The organism is Micromonospora sp. WMMD1219 (genome assembly GCF_049315215.1).
Classification (GTDB): domain Bacteria; phylum Actinomycetota; class Actinomycetes; order Mycobacteriales; family Micromonosporaceae; genus Micromonospora; species Micromonospora tulbaghiae.
In genome coordinates this window covers 1,881,891-1,899,023 of record NZ_CP186057.1, presented here as the reverse complement: position 1 = coordinate 1,899,023, position 17,133 = coordinate 1,881,891, and the positions used below count along the sequence as shown (strand labels likewise).

Here is a 17,133-nt window from a genome sequence, read left to right as displayed (position 1 = left end):
CGGGGACACTCAAGGCCACGGTCAGGTCCAGCTGTGCCGTGGACTGCCCGGCTCGGTCGAAAGGGAGCGACAGAATCTGATGCCCTCACCCCATTTGGCCGAGAGCGACGCCGACGGTCTTGCCCTGATGGCATACCTGGGCTGGCTGCGCCGCCGCTGGTGGATCCTGCTGCTCGCCGCGGCCCTCGGCCTGGGCGGTGGGCTCGCGCTGAACCAGATCCAGGAGGCGCGCTACACCTCGACCACCTCGCTGCTGGTGCGCCCGCTCGGCACGGGCGCGGAGAACAACCCCAACGCCAAGGTCAACCTCGACACCGAGGCCCAGGTGGTCCGCTCCCTGGTGGTGGCCGAGCGGGCCAAGGCGCTGATGAAGGTCGACACCGGCGCCGACCAGCTCGTCAAGTCGGTGACCGTCAAGGTGCCGCCGAACAGCCAGATCCTCCAGGTGGCGTACGAGGCGAACAGCCCCGAGGGCGCCCAGTCGGGCTCGCACGCGTTCGCCCAGGCGTACCTGGACCTGCGCAAGGCCACCGCGCAGAAGGCGCTGGAGAACGAGACCAACGCGCTCAAGCAGCAGATCGCCGAGCTGCAGAAGCAGCTCAGCGCGGTCGCCGGGCGGATCGCGGCAGCGCCGTCGAACTCGCCCGAGCGGGAGCGGGCCGAGGCCGAACGGAGCCTGCTCACCAGCCAGATCACCGGCCTGAACAACCGGCTCAGCCCGCTGGTCTCGGCCGGCTCCGACCCCGGCGAGATCATCTCCGACGCCCGTCTGCCGGAGTCGCCCAGCTCGCCGAACCGCACGCTCAACCTCGCCAGCGGCATGGGCGCGGGCCTGCTGCTCGGCATCGTGCTGGCGCTGGTGCTGGACCGGCTCGACACCCGGATCCGGCGCGGCCGCGACATCTCCGACCGGGTCGGCCTGCCGCTGCTGCTGGAACTGCCGGTGCGTGCGCCCTCGCTCGCCGTCCTGCCGGCCACGCACCGGGTCTCCCGCGAACTGGGCCGGCTGCGCAACGTGCTGCTGTCCGCCGTGCCCGAGCCGGCACAGGGCGGCCGTGGCCGCCAGTTGCTGCTCTGCGACGCCTCGGCCGGCACCGCGGCCGGGTTCGTCGCCGCCAACCTCGCCGCCGCGTACGCCCGTACCGGCCAGCAGGTCGCGCTGATCACCACCAAGCCCGACTCGGCGCTGGGCGCCATCACCGGTGTGGCCGAGGGGCGGCACAGCCTCGCCTCGGTGCTCCGCCGCGACGTGCCCCCGCTCAAGGCGCTCGCGCCGGTGCCGGGGCTGGGCCAGCTCCGCGTGCTGGTGCCGGGCGACCTGGACGCGGAGGTCGAGCTGCCGGTCGCCGGTCTGCTGGAGATCATGCACGAGCTGTCCGCGCGCTTCGACCACGTGATCATCGAGACCGCACAGCCCACGTTCGCCGTGGAGGCCCAGGCCCTGGGCCGGTACGTCGACGCGGTGATCATGGTGGCCGAGGCGGGAAAGACCCGCAGCGGCGAGATCACCGCCGCCCTGCAGCAGTTCGAGCAGGTGAACGCGCCGGTGATCGGTGCGGTGCTGGCCCCGCGCCTGCCCGTCCCGGCCGGTGGCGCCAGCCGCCCGGCGGCGTCGGGCGGTTCGGGCAACTCGGGCGGGTCGAGCGCACCGGTGGCTCCGGCCAACCGACCCAAGCCCCGGCCGAGCCCCGGCCCGTCCGCCGAGTCGACGATGGTGCTGCCGCGCATGCAGTCGTCCCGCCCCGGCCCGGCGAAGCCGGCACCGGGCAAGGCCACCCCGCCGCCGAACCCGGGCAACCAGAGCATGCCGGGCAAGCCGGCGCCGCTCAACGGCACCGGCGGCACGTACCGCTCCCGCGGTGACGGCGACGGCCGCAGCTACGCCCTCGACTCCGGCGAGGACCTGGGGTGAACCGCCGGCAGATGCTCCGTGCCGCGCTCGCTCCCGCCGTCGTCCTCGGCGTCGGGACGGGATGCAGCGAACCCGAGCCCAAGCCCGGAAAGATCCAGGTGGCGGACCCGGGCGACGTCACCGCCTCGCCGTCCTCGGCGGCCCCGACGCAGAACCTGCCCACCGGCCCGCTGACCGGCGCGCCGATCGGCACCCCGGCGGCGGCCACCCGCCAGGCGGTCGCGGTGCCGCTGCGGGTCAGCCCCGCGACCACCCCGGCCGGCCTGGACGCCGCCGACCTGGTCTACGCCGAGTTCGCCGAGTCCGACACGCTGCACCTGACCGCGGTGTTCCACTCCAAGGACTCCGCCAAGATCGGCCCGGTCACCGAGATCCGGCCGGTCGACATCCGGTCGCTCGCGGTGCTGCGCCCGTTCGTCGGCTACGCCGGCGGCCCCACCGGCTTCCTGTCCCAGTTCGAGAACTCCGACCTCGACGGCGTCACGCCGGACGACGGCGGCAAGGTCTTCTCCGGCGACTACACCTCGACCGCCGCGCTGCTCAAGGCCGCCCCGAAGGGCGGGCAGCCGCCCTCCCCGCCGATCGACCACGCCGGCGAGGGCGACGCGCTCGCCGCCCGCGACCTCACCCCCGCCACCGAACTCTCCGTCACAGTGGCCGGCGGGCCGCCGATGGTCTGGCGGTACGACCAGGCGAAGTCCCTCTGGGCCGGCAAGGTCGGCAAGGTCACCGTGACCGCCGCCTCCGTCATCGTGCTGACGATGGAATACCGCACGCTGGACGTGCGCAAGCCGTCCCCGCGCTCACTGCCGTCGGCGAACGTCTTCGGCGAGGGCGCGGTCGTCGCGGTGTCCGGGCCGAACAGCGCGAAGGGCCGGTGGCGCAAGCCCGGCCTGGGCATGGTCTGCACGCTCGCCGACACCGGCGGCGACCTCCTGCATCCCCAGCCCGGCAACGCCTGGGTGATCTACGCCCCGACCACCGCCAAGGTCTCCGTGAAATGAGCACCGCCACCCCGCCCCGCACCGCGCGCGGGACGGTCCCGGTCGGGGCGGTGTCGCCGCCGGACGGGAACCGTCTCCGGCCGGTGACGGTACGGCCGGAGGGCTGGTCGTGGCGGCTGCCGACGGCATGGCCGCTGATCGGGGTCTTCCTGCTGTACCCGCTGTGGTGGGTGCTCGGGGTGTCGAGCTTCGTCTTCGTCATCTTCGCGGTGCCGATGATCTGGCAGATGCGCAAGCGCGGCCCGGTGCGGGTGCCGCCCGGCTTCGGGATCTGGATGGTCCTGCTGCTCTGGGTGTTCCTGTCCGTGCTCACCCTCGACCTCACCGCGCCGAACACGCTGCCGCCGGGCGGCAGCGGCAAGTACATCGGCTGGGGCATCCGGCTCGCCAACTACCTCGCGATGACCGTGACGATGCTCTACGTCTACAACCTCCGCGACCGCGAGCTGTCCCAGCGCCGGATGGTCCGGCTGTTCGGGTTCATGGGCGTGGTCGTGGTCCTCGGCGGCTGGATCGGCTCGCTCTTCCCGAACCTCAAGTTCGTGGCGCCGCTGCGCTTCGTCCTGCCCCAGTCGATCGCCGGTCACCCGTACGTCACCTCCCTCATGGAGATCAAGTTCGCCCAGGTGCAGCAGGTGATCGAGGGGGAGGCCAGTTCGCCCCGCCCGTCCGCGCCGTTCACCTACACGAACTCGTGGGGCCAGAACACCGCGATCCTGCTGGTCTGGCTGATCGTCGGCTGGGTCGTGCTGGGCAAGCCGCTGCGCCGTACCGCCGGCGTGGCCATCGCCCTGGCGGCGATCTTCCCGATCGTCTACTCGCTGAACCGCGGCCTCTGGATCGGTCTCGGCATCGCCGCCGCGTACGTCGCGCTGCGGCTCGCGCTGCGCGGCCGGATGGTGGTGCTCGGCGGGCTCGCCCTCGCGGTCGGGCTGATCGGGGTGCTGATCGTCGCCACACCGCTCGGCCGCACCTTCGACGAACGCCTCCAGAACGGGCACAGCGACGACATCCGGACCACGCTGTCCCAGGGCGCGGTCACCGCGGCCAACCACTCGCCGATCCTCGGGTACGGCGGCAACCGGGCGCTGATCGGCAGCAACCGGTCCATCGCCATCGGCAAGTCCGAGGACTGCAAGCAGTGCGGCAACCGGGAACTGGGCAGCAACGGCCAGGTCTGGGCGCTGCTCGTCGGGCAGGGCTGGGTCGGCGCCATCTGCTACAACGCGTTCTTCGTCTACTGCATCTGGCGCTACCGGCGCGACCACAGCGCGATCGGGATCGCCGGCACGCTCGTGCTCATCCTCATGCTGTTCTTCCAGTTCACCTACGGTGCGATGGAAGCGACACTCGCCTACGCCCTGATCACGGTCGCCCTGCTGGCCCGCAACGACCGGATCCGCCGGTCGCTCGGACCGGCGCCACCCGAGGGCACGATCGCCGGGCTCCGGGCCCGACTGGAAAAGACCGGTGACCACTGATGGTGTTCCGCGTACCCCCGGACGGCGACGGCCGTGCCGCGTACCTCGGTGAACTGGCCGGGCTGATCTGGCCCGCGCCCGCCGAGCCCAGCCTGCGGCGCGGCGGCGCCGGCTGGGTGGTGGTGCCCTCGGCGTCCCGCCCCCGGCTGCTCGTGCCGACCGGCTCCGGCCGGGCGGCGGCGAGCGCGGTCCGGCACTCCACGGAGGCGGTCGGCCGCAAGGCCAAGCTGGTCCGGCAGGGGCTGTCCACCGCGTTCCGGCTCGGGCTGGGTCCGCTGGTGTTCCGCGACCGGCTGGTGGCCGACGGCGGCGGGCTGAACGCGTACCTGACCGAGGTGCTCGGTGAGCCGGCGCTGGTGAGCCTGCACATCGGGCCGGCCCGGGCGAACCGCAAGCCGGTGCTGCAACTGCTCGCGCCGGACGGCCGCGCCCTCGGGTACGCCAAGCTCGGCGTCGACCCGCTGACCCGCGCGCTGGTGCACGCGGAGGCGGACGCGCTGCGCCGCCTCGCCGAGGTGCCGCTCGGCCCGGTGGTCCTGGCCGGGGTCCGCCATCACGGCGACTGGCACGGCCACGCGCTGCTGGTGCAGGAGGCGCTGCCGGTGCGGCTGCCCCGGGCCACCCCGGCCGCGGCCCAGGCGGCCGAGCGCGCGGCCATGGTGGCGGTCGCCGGCTGTCTCGGCGTACGCCGGCAGTCGTGGGCGGGCAGCGGACACGCGGCCCGGCTCACCGCCGCGGTGGACGCCCTCGGGCCCCGGCCGGAGGCCGGACGGCTGCGCGCGGCGCTGAAGTCCGTCGCGGACGCCGACCCGGTGGTCGCATTCGGCGCCTGGCACGGGGACTGGAACGGCGGCAACAGCGCGGTGCTGGCCGACGGCCGGGTGCTGGTCTGGGACTGGGAGCGGTTCGAGGCGGACGTGCCGGCCGGCTACGACGCGCTGCACCTGGCGGTGCAGAGCGCGATGAGCCACGACGGGGTGGAACCGGTCGAGGCGGCCCGGGCGCTGATCGCCGGCGCCGGGGCCACCCTGGCGCCGTTCGACCAGACCGGCGGGGGCGCCGATCTGGTCGCCGTGCTCTACCTGGTGGAGCTGGCGGCGCGCTACCTGCGGGACCGGCAGGCGGAGGCGGGTGCGCGACTGGGGCACGTCGACACCTGGCTGCTGCCCGCCGTCGAGGAACACCTGGCCCGCCGGGCCGGGTGAAAGTGAGGAGTGGGGACGTGACGCTGGCCAAGGAGCAGGCGCTCCGCGCGGTGAAGTCGGTGAGCCGGACGGTCGGCCGCTTGACCGCCGGTTCGCGGATGGTGCCGGGATTCCTGATCGTGGGGGCGCAGCGCTGCGGCACCACCTCGCTGTTCAAGACGCTCTCGCAGCATCCCGGTGTGCTGCCGCCCGCGTACCACAAGGGCGTGCACTACTTCGACATGGACTACCACCGGGGAATGAGCTGGTACCTCGGGCACTTCCCCACCACCGGCAAGGCCGAGGCGGTGAAGGCCCAGATCGGAGTACGCGGCATCACCGGCGAGTCCAGCCCGTACTACATGTTCCACCCGCTGGCCGGGCAGCGGATCGCCCGTGACCTGCCCTCGGTGAAGCTGCTGGTGCTGCTGCGCGACCCGGTGGAGCGGGCCTACTCCGCGCACTCGCACGAGCTGGCCCGCGGCTACGAGACCGAGACGGACTTCGAGCGGGCGCTCGCGCTGGAGGAGTCCCGGACGGCGGGCGAACGGGAGCGGATGATCAGCTCCGCGTCGTACGCCAGTGAGCACCTCCAGCACAACGCGTACCTGGCCCGGGGCCGTTACATCGAGCAGCTGGAGCGCCTGGAGGCGCTCGTCGGCCGGGACCGCATGCACGTCATCGACAGCGACGACTTCTTCGCCGACCCGCGTCCCTCCTTCGACGCGGTCTGCGACTTCCTCGGGCTGCCCCGCTGGGCGGACATCGCCTTCGGCAAGCACAACTCGCGCTCCCGTTCGCCCATGTCGGCGGAGCTGCGCACCCGGCTGGAGGACCACTTCGCCCCGTACGACGAGCGGCTGGCGACGTGGTGGGGACGCGTGCCGTCGTGGCGGCGGTGACCCGGCCGGACGCCGGCGGCACCCCGACGCTCACCGCACCGCCCCCCGGGCCGAGCGCGGGGCTGGGCGGCGCGGCCCGGCAGGGCTTCGCCAACCTGGTCGGGGTCGGGCTGGCCGCGGTGGCCGGCTTCGGCCTGAACATCGTCATCGCCCGGGGCTGGTCGGTCCGCGAGGCGGGCATGTTCTTCGCGGCCACCAGCGCGTTCATGATCGCCGCGTCGGCGGCGCGGCTCGGCACCGACGTCGGCACCGTCTACTCCGTCAGCCGCCAGCGCACGCTCGACCGCCGCGACCAGATCCGGGGCACGATCCTGGTCGGGTTGCTGCCGGTGCTGGTGGTCGGCACGCTGCTCGGGCTGGCCGGCTGGCTGGCCGCACCGGCATTGGCCCGGGCCACCATGCCGGAGGCCGGGCCGGAGGCGGTCACCGCGCTGCGCATCCTGCTCGCGTTCGTGCCGCTGGCCGCGCTCAACGACTACGCGCTCGCCGCCTGCCGCGGCTTCGGCCAGATGCGCCCGCTGCTAACAGTGGAGCGGCTCGGCCGCACGCTCGTGCAGTTCCTGGGCGTGGCGGTCGCCGCCTGGCTCGGCCTGTCCGCCACCGTCGCGTTGCCGCTGGCCTGGGTGGTGCCGTACCTGATCGCCGCGGTGGTCGCGCTGTTCTGGCTGAGCCGGCTCGTCGGCCGGGCCGGGCGGCAGGTGACCCGGCCGGTGCCGGCGCGCGAGCTGGCCGGGCCGTTCTGGCGGTTCACCGGGCCGCGCGCGGTCAGCAGCCTGGCCGCGATCGTGGTGCAGCGGCTGGACATCGTGCTGCTCAGCGCGTTGCGCGGGCCGGCGGACGCGGCGATCTACACGGCCGCGACCCGGTTCCTGGCGCTGGGTCAGCTCTCCAGCGTCGCGCTGTCCAGCTCGGTGCAGCACCGGCTGGCCGCCGCGTTCGCCCGCGACGACCGGGCCGAGGCGCGCCAGCTCTACCAGGCCGCCACCGGCTGGCTCGTGCTGCTCTCCTGGCCCGCGTACCTGATCTTCGCGGCGTTCGCCACGCCGATGCTGGCGCTGTTCGGATCCGGGTACGGCGACGGCCGCCGGGTCGTGGTGCTGCTGGCGCTGACCATGCTGCTGGCCACCGGCTGCGGCATGGTCGACATGGTGCTCAACATGGCCGGGCGCACCGCGTGGACGTTCTACAACGCGATGACCGGCACCGTGCTCAACGTGGTCGGCAACCTGGTGCTCATCCCGCGTTACGGCATCCTCGGCGCGGCCCTGGCCTGGACCGTCTCCATCCTGGTCACCAACCTGGTGCCGCTGACCCAGCTCTGGTGGTCGATGCGGCTGCACCCGTTCGGCGCCGGCACCCGGGCCGCGATGGCGCTGGCGGTGGTCGCGCTGGGCCTGCCGCTCGGCGCGGCGACCCTGCTCGGCGCCGGTCCGCTGGTGCTCGCACTGGTGACCGCCGCCGGGCTGGCCGCGTACGCGGCGGGTGTCTGGCGCTGGCGGCGCACCCTGCACCTCGACGCGCTGCGCGCCCTGCGCCGCGGCCGCAACCGGGCCGGGGCGGACCCGGCCGCCCAGTCCTGACCGATCCTGCGCACCGATGGGACCTTCGATGACAAGCGACTCCCCCCTCGCCCCGCACTCCGGCCTGTCCACCGTGAAGGCCGCGAAGCTCGCCGCGGTCGGCCTGCTGGCGGACCGCAAGGAACGCCGCGAGCTGGAACGGCCGGTGGAGGGGGGCAGCCGCCGGCTCACCCTGAAGGTGGAGCGGCCGATCTTCATCCTCGGCGCCCCGCGCTCCGGCACCACGTTCCTCGGCAGTTGCGTCGGCGCGCTGCCGGACGTGTCGTACCACTTCGAACCGCGCCTGACCAAGGCCGTCGCCCGCTGTGTCTACGAGGGAAGCTGGACGCCGCAGCGGGCCGCCCGCTACTTCCGGGGCTACTACGGGGCGCTGCTCGCCGCGTCCGGGCACGGCGGCCTGCGTTTCGCCGAGAAGGACCCGGAGAACTGCTTCATCGTGCCGTTCCTGACCGAGGTCTTCCCGGACGCGGTCTTCCTGCACGTCTACCGGGACGGGCGGGACGTGGCGGTGTCGCACGCCGAGCAGCCCTGGCTGAACGCGGCGTCCACTGGTAGCGGCCGCAGTGGCCGGGGCGGTACGCCGTGGGGCGCCGCGCCCCGGTTCTGGGTGGAGCCGGAGCGGCGCGACGAGTTCACGCAGGTCTCCGACCTGGGCCGGTCGGCCTGGATGTGGCGGCGGTTCACCAGCAGCGCGCTCACCCAGCTCGCCGAGCTGCCCGCGGAGCGGGTGCGGCACCTGCGCTACGAGGACGTCGTCACCCGCCCGGCCGAGGCGGCCGACGTGGTGGCCGACTTCCTGGAGGTCCGTGACCCGGCCGGGCGGGAGGCGCTGCACGCCCGCTTCGCCAAGGCGCGGCCGGGTTCGGTGGGGCGCTGGCGGCAGCGACTGACCGAAAAGGATCTGGCCGACGTGATGGCTCAGGCCGGGCCGCTGCTGACGCAACTCGGCTACCCCGCCTGAGCGGCGCGTCACAGGTAGAGTGCCAGGGGTCGCCCGCCAGGCCCGGCGTGCCTCTCCGCCCACGCGGATTCGTCAGGGCCCCCATACCGTGGCCGGCGACCGTCCTGGGGAGAGGTTGCGGTGGTACGACGGTTACGACTGACGATGGCTGCCGTGCTGGGCCTGGCCTTGCTGGCACCGGCGGTGGCGGCCTGTGACATCGGCTCCGAGCGGTCCGACGAGGCGAGCACGGCGTCCGCGCCGCCTCCGCCGACTGTGACACCGCGGACCGCTCCGGTCCGCACCACCGGACGCGGGCCGGAGCCGCCCGAGAAGGGGGCCTGGCTCGGCACCTGGGTCAAGCCGCAGTTCCACAACGCCAGCGGGCGGGCGAAGGCGTTCGACGACTTCAACCGGGCGGCCGGCGGCCAGCTCGCCATCGCGCACATGTTCCACGAGTGGAACGAGCCGTTCCCGGGTGCCACCGAGCGGGCGTTCCAGGCACAGGGCAAGCTCCAGATGATCTCGTGGCAGGGCACCGACACCCGGTCCACCGTCAGCGGCGTCTACGACTCGCTGATCCGGGAGCGCGCGAAGGACGTCAAGGAGTTCGGCGTCCCGGTGCTGCTGCGCTACCGGTGGGAGATGGACCGGCCCAACCTGGCCGCGAGCATGCACTCGCCGGAGGACTACGTCGCCGCGTGGAAGCACGTCCGCGGCATCTTCACCGAGATGGGCGTCACCAACGCGGGCTGGGTGTGGTGCCCGCACGCCGACGGGTTCGCCGAGCCGGAGCGGCGGGCCGCCGCCTACTATCCCGGCGACGACCAGGTCGACTGGCTCTGCGCCGACGTCTACCCCAGCCCGGAGTGGAACAGCTTCTCCAACCGGATGGACCACTTCATGGCGTTCGCCAAGAAGCATCCGCGGCCGGTCATCATCGGCGAGTACGGCCTGACCCAGGACGGGCGGCCGGGGCAGCGGGCCGACTGGATGCGCGAGGTCGGGCCGTACCTGAAGAAGCACCCGCAGATCAAGGCGGCTGTCTACTTCGCCGCCCGGCAGACGGCGAAACCCATCTACGACAGCACGTTCGGCAACGACCCGGAGAGCGAGCAGGTCTTCCGGGAGATGGCGACCGATCCGTACTTCCAACCGCCGATGCCGGACCTGAGTGTTCCCTGAGCACCACCCTCCGTATCCACCAGGTGATCGTCGCTCGTCTTTTCGTGTGACCCGGGGCGTTTCCTCGGCCAAAAAGGCCGAACCCGGGTGGACGGGCGACGGCCGAATGCGAGAAGGTATTGCTCTCACGTCTGCGGTCGGTCGAGTGACGCCCCGCCTCATGTCGGCACCGACCACGATCGCAGCGCCTCCGACGTTTCCCCCCGGAGTAGCCTGTGGCTTCCTCGATCCTGAGACACCGCTCGGTGTCCGCCTTCGGCGCTGCCGTGCTCGGCATCGCCACCTTGTTCACACCGGTGCCGGCGCTCGCCGCGCCGGCCACGGCCCCCGCGCCCGACCACAGCACGATGGTCGGCGAGGTGCCCTCGGACAAGACGCCGAACATCAACGACGGCAACGTCGTGGCCATCCACGACGCCGGCAGCAAGGTGATCGTCGGCGGCTCGTTCACCAACGCGCAGAACCGGGGTTCCTCACCCACCCCGGTCGACCGCCGCGGACTGCTCGCCTTCGACAAGGCGACCGGCAAGATCGACAACGCGTTCGCGCCGGTGCTCGACGGTGACGTCACCGCGATCATCGCCGGCCCGACCCCGGGCACGGTCTACGTCGCCGGCAAGTTCAACAAGGTCGGCGACAAGAACTTCCGCAAGCTGGCGCTGCTGAACGTCGCGGACGGCACCCCCGTCGACGGGTTCAAGGGCCCGGCGTTCAACGGCACCGTGAACGACATCGCGCTCGTCGACGGCCACCTGCTGGTCGGCGGCATCTTCACCACTGTCACCGCGACGACCAACCGCAACGGGCTGGCCTCGCTGAACCCGACCACCGGCGCGGTGGACAACTACCTCACCGTGTCGCTCACCGAGCACCACAACTGGACCCCGACCAACAACGGGGCCTCGGCCGGTGTCGGCGTGGAGAAGTTCACCGTCTCGCCGGACGGCAAGCACCTCGTCGTGATCGGCAACTTCAAGAAGGCCGACGACGTGGTGCACGACCAGATCGTGCGGATCAACCTGGGCGCCAGCTCGGCCACGATCGCCGACTGGAACACCGACGGCTACTCCGCGGCCTGCAAGTACGCCGCGTTCGACTCGTGGGTGCGCGACATCCAGTTCTCCCCGGACAGCAAATACTTCGTGGTGGTCACCACCGGCGCGTCGTACCCCGGCACGCTCTGCGACTCCGCGGCCCGCTGGGAGACCGACGCCACCGGCGACGGCCAGAAGCCGACCTGGACGAACTTCTCCGGCGGCGACACCTTCCTCTCCGTCGGCATCAGCGAGAAGGCCATCTACGTCGGCGGTCACTTCCGCTGGTCGAACAACCCGCTCGCCCGCGACAAGGCCGGACCGGGCGCGGTGCCGCGGGCCAGCATCGCGGCGCTCGACCCGGTGAGCGGCCTGCCGCTGTCCTGGAACCCGGGCCGCCACCCGCGCGGCTACGGCGTCACCGAGATGCTGGTGACCCCGGAGGGCCTCTGGATGGGCAGCGACCAGGAATACATCGGCAACTTCGACTACCAGCGCAAGCGGCTCGCCTTCTTCCCGCTGGACGGCGGCAACGCCCCGCACTCGACCAGCACGAAGGGTCTGCCGGGCAACGTCTACCAGGCCGGCCGCGCGGCGCAGACCGAGGTGCTCTACCGGGTCAACGCCGGTGGTCCGGCCATCCCGGCCACCGACGGCGGGCCGGACTGGGCCGCCGACAGCGCCACCGAGCCCAGCCCGTACCACAACACGGGCAACCAGGTCACCAGCTACACCACGAACGCGACGTTCGACGCCACCGTGCCGGCGAGCACGCCGGCCACGCTGTTCAACACGGAGCGGTGGGACGAGGCGACCGCGCCGGACATGCAGTGGGACATCCCGGTCGCGGCCGGCACCCGGGTCGATGTCCGGATCTACATGGGCAACCGCTGGTCCGGCACGAGCAAGCCGGGCGCCCGCAAGTTCGACGTCAGCGTCGACGGTGTGCTCAAGCTGAACGACTTCGACCCGGTCGTCGCGGCCGGCGGGACCGACCGCGGCACCATGCAGTCCATCTCGGTGGTCAGCGACGGCGTGGTCGACATCGACTTCGGCCGGGTGCTCCAGAACCCGCTGCTGCACGGCATCGAGATCGTCAAGACCGCGCCCACGCCGGACGCCTCGGACGTGCTCTACCGGGTCAACGCGGGTGGCGACCAGCTGGCGGCGCCGAGCGGCCCGGCCTGGGCCGCGGACACCGCCGCCGCGCCGAGCACCTACCACAACGCCGGCAACCAGGTGACCAGCTACACCACGAACGCCTCGGTCGACGGCACGGTGCCGTCGGGCACGCCGGTCGAGCTGTTCAACGCGGAGCGGTGGGACGAGTCGCCCGCGCCGGACATGCAGTGGGACTTCCCGGTCCCGGCCGGCACGCCGGTGCAGGTGCGTCTCTACCTGGCGAACCGCTGGGCCGGCACCGCCACCGCCGGCAAGCGCAAGTTCAACGTGACCATCGACGGCGTGGTCAAGTTGAGCAACTTCGACCCGATCGCCGCGATCGGCGCCACCAACCGGGGCACCATGCGCGCGTTCCCGATCACCAGTGACGGCAACATCGACATCGACTTCGGTCGCGTCCTGGAGAACCCGCTGGTGCAGGGCATCGAGATCGTCAAGCTGCCCCCGGTGCCGCCGGCCACCACCGTCGACAGCATCACCAAGCGCACGTACGACGGTGCGACCTCGGTCGGCAACGCGATGTCGGTGTCGAACGGCGACAACACCGGCTGGTCGAAGATCAAGGGCGCGTTCTGGGTCGGTGGTGACCTGTTCTACGGCGTCGGCGGCGACCTCTACAAGCGGTCGTTCGACGGCAGCGAGTTCGGCACCGCCAAGAAGCTCGACCCGTACCACGACGCCAAGTGGGACACGGTCGTCACCGGCTCCGCGCCGGAGGGCTCCACGTACGCCGGCATGACCGGCAACTTCGCCGCGGAACTGCCGAACGTGACCGCGATGTTCTACAAGAGCGGCCGGATCTACTACTCGCTGGCCGGTCAGAGCACGCTGTTCTGGCGCGGGTTCGCGCCGGACACCGGCACCGTCGGCGCCGAGCGCAACACGGTCACCGGCACCACCGCCTTCGCCGACGCGGGCGGCCTGTTCCTGGACGGCGACAAGCTCTACGTCGTCTCCCGGAGCACCGGCAACCTGTCCTCGATGGCTTGGTCGGACGGCGTGCCGACCGGCTCCGCCACGGTGCTCAGCGGTCCGGGCGTCGACGACGTGGACTGGCGCGGCACCTCGGTCTTCGTCGGCCCCTGACGGGCGGGCACGACCGAAACGGAACGCATGACGACGATGGCCCGGCCGATATCGGCCGGGCCATCGCCCTTTCCCGGCGCCGGTCGCGCCGGGGCCGGTCAGGTACGGGTCGGCGCGTGCTCTCCCGCCCAGACCCGCATCAGGTCCCGTACCGAGATCACTCCCGCCACCTCCCGGCCGTCGAGCACGACCAGGTGACGGAACCCGCCGCGGGCCATCGCCGCGGCCGCCTCCTCGACCGTCCAGTCCGGGCCGGCGTAGACGACGTCCCAGGTCAGGTGCGCTCCGGTGCGCTCGACATCCGGGTCGAGCCCGGCTCCGATCGCCTTCAGCACATCGCGTTCGGTCATGATCCCGACCCCCTCGGAGTCCGGGTCGATCACGACCGCCGACCCGACACCGCGGGCCGACATCATCCGGGCCGCCTGCCGGAGCGTGTGCTCCGGCCCGACCACGAGTACCTCGCTGGACATCGCTTCCCGTACCTGCATCACACATCACCCCTGTGGGACGGCGACTGAGTACGGACATGGTGGGCCATCGATGCGTACCGGGACAAGAACGGGCATCGCCGGAGACGGCCCGGATGGCTACTGTCGGAGGGTGCCCACCGAGCCCCTCCGCTGCGCCGGCGCGCTGATCGTCGACGACGACGGCCGCATCTTCATCCAACGCCGATCCCCCGACCGCCGTCTCTTCCCGAACTGCTGGGACATCGTCGGCGGCCACCTCGAACCGGGCGAGGAGATCGACGACGCGCTGCGCCGGGAGGTCACCGAGGAGACCGGCTGGGCCGTGTCGCACGTGCTCGGCCTGGTCGGCGAATACCGGTACACCGCCGACGACGGGCTGACCCGGGTGGAGACCGACTTCCTGATCCGGGTGGACGGCGACCTGAGCCGGCCCCGGCTGGAAGCCGGCAAGCACACCGAGTTCCGCTGGCTGGCCGAACGTGACATCGCGCTGCTCGACGAGCACCGGGACGTCAACGACGGGCTGATCCGGCGGATCGCTGAGGACGGCTTCGCCGCGCTGCGCTCGATCGGGCTGACGGGCTGAACCACTGGGGCTCGGTGCCCGGCGATATCCTCGCCGGGTGGAATCGGGTCGAGAAGAGGAGCGTGTCGGCATGATCGGGATGGTGCTCGCCGCGGGAGCGGGGCGCCGGCTGCGGCCGTACACCGACACCCTGCCCAAGGCCCTGGTGCCGGTCGACGGGGAGACCACCATCCTCGACATCGCGCTGCGCAACCTCGCCGAGGTGGGGCTGAACGAGGTCGTGATCGTGGTCGGCTACGCGGCCGACGCGGTACGGCAGCGCCAGGCCGCCCTGGAGGAGAAGTACGGCGTCACGCTCACCCTTGTCCACAACGACAAGGCCGAGGAGTGGAACAACGCGTACTCGCTCTGGCTGGCGCGTGAGCACTTCTCCCGGGGCGTGCTGCTCGTCAACGGCGACACCGTGCACCCGGTGAGCGTGGAGAAGACGCTGCTGGCCGAGCGTGGCCCCGGCATCCTGCTCGCCGTCGACACGCTCAAGCCGCTGGCCGAGGAGGAGATGAAGACCACCTTCGACGCCGCCGGCCAGCTCACCCGGATCACCAAGCTGATGGACCCGGGCGAGGCGTACGGCGAGTACATCGGCGCGACGCTGATCGAGCCGCAGGTGGCCGACGCGCTGGCCGACGCGCTGGAGACGACCTGGCGGCGTGACCCGAACCTCTACTACGAGGACGGCTACCAGGAGTTCGCCGAGCGCGGTGGCGAGGTGCGGGCGGCCCCGATCGGTGACGTCTCCTGGGTCGAGGTCGACAACCACGCCGATCTGGCCCGGGCGCGGGAGATCGCGTGCCGCTACTAGCCCGCAGCGTCCTCACCCCGCTGCACATCGACGTGCGGCGGGGCGCGGTGGCCGACCTGGCGGCGATCCTCTCCGACGGGCGGATCTCCGCCGGTGGCGACGTCGCCGTGGTGGTCGGGCCGGGGCAGGGCGAGCGGATCGCCGAACTGATCCGGCCGTCGCTGCGCTCGGCCGACGTGTTCACGGTGGCCGGCGGGACGCTCGACGCCGCCGACGACCTGGGGGCGAAGTTGCGCACCCGGTCGTACGACGCGGTGGTCGGCATCGGCGGCGGCAAGACGATCGACGTGGCCAAGTACGCGGCGACCCGGCGCGGCCTGCCGATGGTGTCGGTGGCGACGAGCCTCGCCAACGACGGCATCGCCTCCCCGGTCGCCAGCCTGATCACCGAGGGCCTGAAAGGCTCCTACGGCGTGCACATCCCGATCGCGGTGATCGTGGACCTGGACTTCGTGGAGGCCGGGCCGGAGCGGCACAACCGGGCCGGCGTCGGGGACGTGGTCAGCAACATCAGCGCGCTGGCGGACTGGGAACTGGCCCGGCGGGTACGCGGTGAGCGGGTCGACGGGCTGGCCGCCTCGCTGTCACGGGCGGGCGCGGAGGCGGTGCTCAACCACCCGGGCGACATGAGCGACGACGGCTTCGTCACGGTGCTCGCCGACGCGCTGATCTCCAGCGGCCTGGCGATGGCGATCGAGGGCACCAGCCGGCCGTGCAGCGGCGGCTGCCACGAGATCATGCACGCGATCGACGCGCTGTTCCCCGGCACCGCCTCGCACGGCGAGTTGGCCGGGCTCGGCGCGCTGTTCTGCACGTACCTGCGCGGCGACGAGCGCCGGTTCGCCGAGATGACGGCCTGCCTGACCCGGCACGGGCTGCCCCGGCTGCCCGCCGAGGTCGAGCTGACCGACGACCAGTTCGTCGAGGCGGTGCAGTTCGCGCCGGCCACCCGGCCGGACCGCTACACCATCCTCGAACACCTCGCGATGTCGGCTACCGAGACGCGGGAGCGGCTGGCAGACTACGCCGGTGCCCTCCGCGACCACATTGGCTGAGCCCCGTCCCACCGTCGCCGACTTCCACCGGGTCAACCGGGGAGGTGGCCTGTTCAGCGAGTCGATCAGCCAGTGGATCGGGGCGGCCTTCGCGCTTGCGGCCCAGCGCCTGGGGCTGCGCCCGACCGCGCTGACGCTGACCAACCTGGTGCTGGGGCTGGCCGCCTCGGTCACAGTGGTGGCGCTCGCCGACGACGTGGCCGCCGGCACCGTCCCGGCCTGGGTGGTCGGGCTGGTCGCCCTGGTCGCCTGGCAGATCGCGTATGCGCTGGACTGCGCCGACGGGCAGCTCGCCCGGGTGACCGGTCAGGGCAGCGCGGCCGGCGCCCGGATCGACGTGCTCTGCGACGTGGCCGCCCAGATCGCGCTGGTGGCCGCCATCGGCGCGACGGCCGTGGCGCAGCGCCCGTCCACGCCGGTCTGGCTGGTGGCGGTGTTCGCCGGCACCTGGATGGTCAACCTGGTGACCTCGGTGATGCAGTCCGGGCCGAACGCGGCGAGCATGGTCACCTCGACCTCGCTCCCGGTGCGCCTGGTCAAGCTGGTGCGCGATTACGGCGCGGTGATCTTCGTGGCCGGCCTGGTGCTGGCGTTCGCGCCCGCGCTGGCGCTCTGGCTGATGGTCGCGTTCACGATCGTCAACGGCGGCTTCCTGCTGGCGAGCATCGCGTTCTCCGCCCGCGCTTCCCTGCGCTGAACCCCTCCCGCCCTCTCCCGCCCCCGCCGT

General features: G+C 72.4%; 14 protein-coding genes. 13 read left to right on the top strand and 1 reads right to left on the bottom strand.

The features are described 5' to 3' along the window. Positions 1-79: 79 nt before the first annotated feature. From ACN27C_RS09160 to ACN27C_RS09120, 9 genes are all read left to right on the top strand, one after another. Positions 80-1,912, top strand: a complete 1,833-nt coding sequence (locus ACN27C_RS09160; protein WP_422750929.1) for a Wzz/FepE/Etk N-terminal domain-containing protein — start codon at positions 80-82, stop codon at positions 1,910-1,912. Next, on the top strand, positions 1,909-2,916 hold the full coding sequence (locus ACN27C_RS09155; protein ID WP_120572602.1) for a DUF3048 domain-containing protein: 1,008 nt from the start codon (positions 1,909-1,911) through the stop codon (positions 2,914-2,916). Before ACN27C_RS09160 ends, ACN27C_RS09155 begins: the two co-directional genes overlap by 4 nt. Further along, positions 2,913-4,397 carry an O-antigen ligase family protein gene (locus ACN27C_RS09150; RefSeq protein ID WP_421499171.1) on the top strand — a complete coding sequence of 495 codons (1,485 nt, stop codon included), beginning with the start codon at positions 2,913-2,915 and terminating at the stop codon, positions 4,395-4,397. Before ACN27C_RS09155 ends, ACN27C_RS09150 begins: the two co-directional genes overlap by 4 nt. After that, positions 4,397-5,602, top strand: coding sequence for a hypothetical protein (locus ACN27C_RS09145; protein WP_422750927.1), 1,206 nt, complete (start codon positions 4,397-4,399; stop codon positions 5,600-5,602). The genes ACN27C_RS09150 and ACN27C_RS09145 overlap by 1 nt, the downstream gene beginning before the upstream one ends. A gap of 17 nt (positions 5,603-5,619) precedes the next feature. Then, positions 5,620-6,483 (top strand): sulfotransferase family protein, encoded by an 864-nt coding sequence (locus ACN27C_RS09140; RefSeq protein WP_013289274.1) that lies wholly within the window; start codon positions 5,620-5,622, stop codon positions 6,481-6,483. Then, the gene (locus tag ACN27C_RS09135) at positions 6,450-8,063 is read left to right on the top strand and encodes a polysaccharide biosynthesis C-terminal domain-containing protein (protein WP_422750925.1); all 1,614 of its coding nucleotides are present in this window, start codon (positions 6,450-6,452) and stop codon (positions 8,061-8,063) included. The genes ACN27C_RS09140 and ACN27C_RS09135 overlap by 34 nt, the downstream gene beginning before the upstream one ends. Before the next feature lie 28 nt (positions 8,064-8,091). After that, positions 8,092-9,024 carry a sulfotransferase family protein gene (locus ACN27C_RS09130; protein WP_120572598.1) on the top strand — a complete coding sequence of 311 codons (933 nt, stop codon included), beginning with the start codon at positions 8,092-8,094 and terminating at the stop codon, positions 9,022-9,024. 144 nt (positions 9,025-9,168) lie between these two features. Beyond that, a complete protein-coding gene (locus ACN27C_RS09125; RefSeq protein ID WP_187691026.1) occupies positions 9,169-10,188 on the top strand; it encodes a glycoside hydrolase family 26 protein in 1,020 nt (339 codons plus the stop codon). Positions 10,189-10,433: 245 nt separating this feature from the next. Beyond that, positions 10,434-13,490 carry a malectin domain-containing carbohydrate-binding protein gene (locus ACN27C_RS09120; RefSeq protein ID WP_422750923.1) on the top strand — a complete coding sequence of 1,019 codons (3,057 nt, stop codon included), beginning with the start codon at positions 10,434-10,436 and terminating at the stop codon, positions 13,488-13,490. 98 nt (positions 13,491-13,588) lie between these two features. Here the strand turns inward: ACN27C_RS09120 and ACN27C_RS09115 are convergent, their stop codons facing one another. Further along, the gene (locus ACN27C_RS09115; protein ID WP_013289279.1) at positions 13,589-13,981 is read right to left on the bottom strand and encodes a cyclic nucleotide-binding/CBS domain-containing protein; all 393 of its coding nucleotides are present in this window, start codon (positions 13,979-13,981) and stop codon (positions 13,589-13,591) included. Between the two features lie 112 nt (positions 13,982-14,093). On the opposite strand from ACN27C_RS09115, the gene ACN27C_RS09110 reads away from it, so the two are divergent. The 4 genes from ACN27C_RS09110 to ACN27C_RS09095 all read left to right on the top strand — a co-directional run bounded on the left by ACN27C_RS09110 (position 14,094) and on the right by ACN27C_RS09095 (position 17,103). Further along, entirely contained in the window at positions 14,094-14,549 is a 456-nt protein-coding gene (locus tag ACN27C_RS09110; RefSeq protein WP_233585397.1) for an NUDIX domain-containing protein, read from the top strand. Between the two features lie 70 nt (positions 14,550-14,619). Next, the gene (locus ACN27C_RS09105) at positions 14,620-15,351 is read left to right on the top strand and encodes a sugar phosphate nucleotidyltransferase (protein ID WP_121683234.1); all 732 of its coding nucleotides are present in this window, start codon (positions 14,620-14,622) and stop codon (positions 15,349-15,351) included. Then, positions 15,339-16,406, top strand: coding sequence for an iron-containing alcohol dehydrogenase family protein (locus ACN27C_RS09100; protein ID WP_282311859.1), 1,068 nt, complete (start codon positions 15,339-15,341; stop codon positions 16,404-16,406). Before ACN27C_RS09105 ends, ACN27C_RS09100 begins: the two co-directional genes overlap by 13 nt. Next, on the top strand, positions 16,381-17,103 hold the full coding sequence (locus tag ACN27C_RS09095) for a CDP-alcohol phosphatidyltransferase family protein (RefSeq protein WP_422750922.1): 723 nt from the start codon (positions 16,381-16,383) through the stop codon (positions 17,101-17,103). Before ACN27C_RS09100 ends, ACN27C_RS09095 begins: the two co-directional genes overlap by 26 nt. The last annotated feature ends 30 nt before the right edge of the window (positions 17,104-17,133 follow it).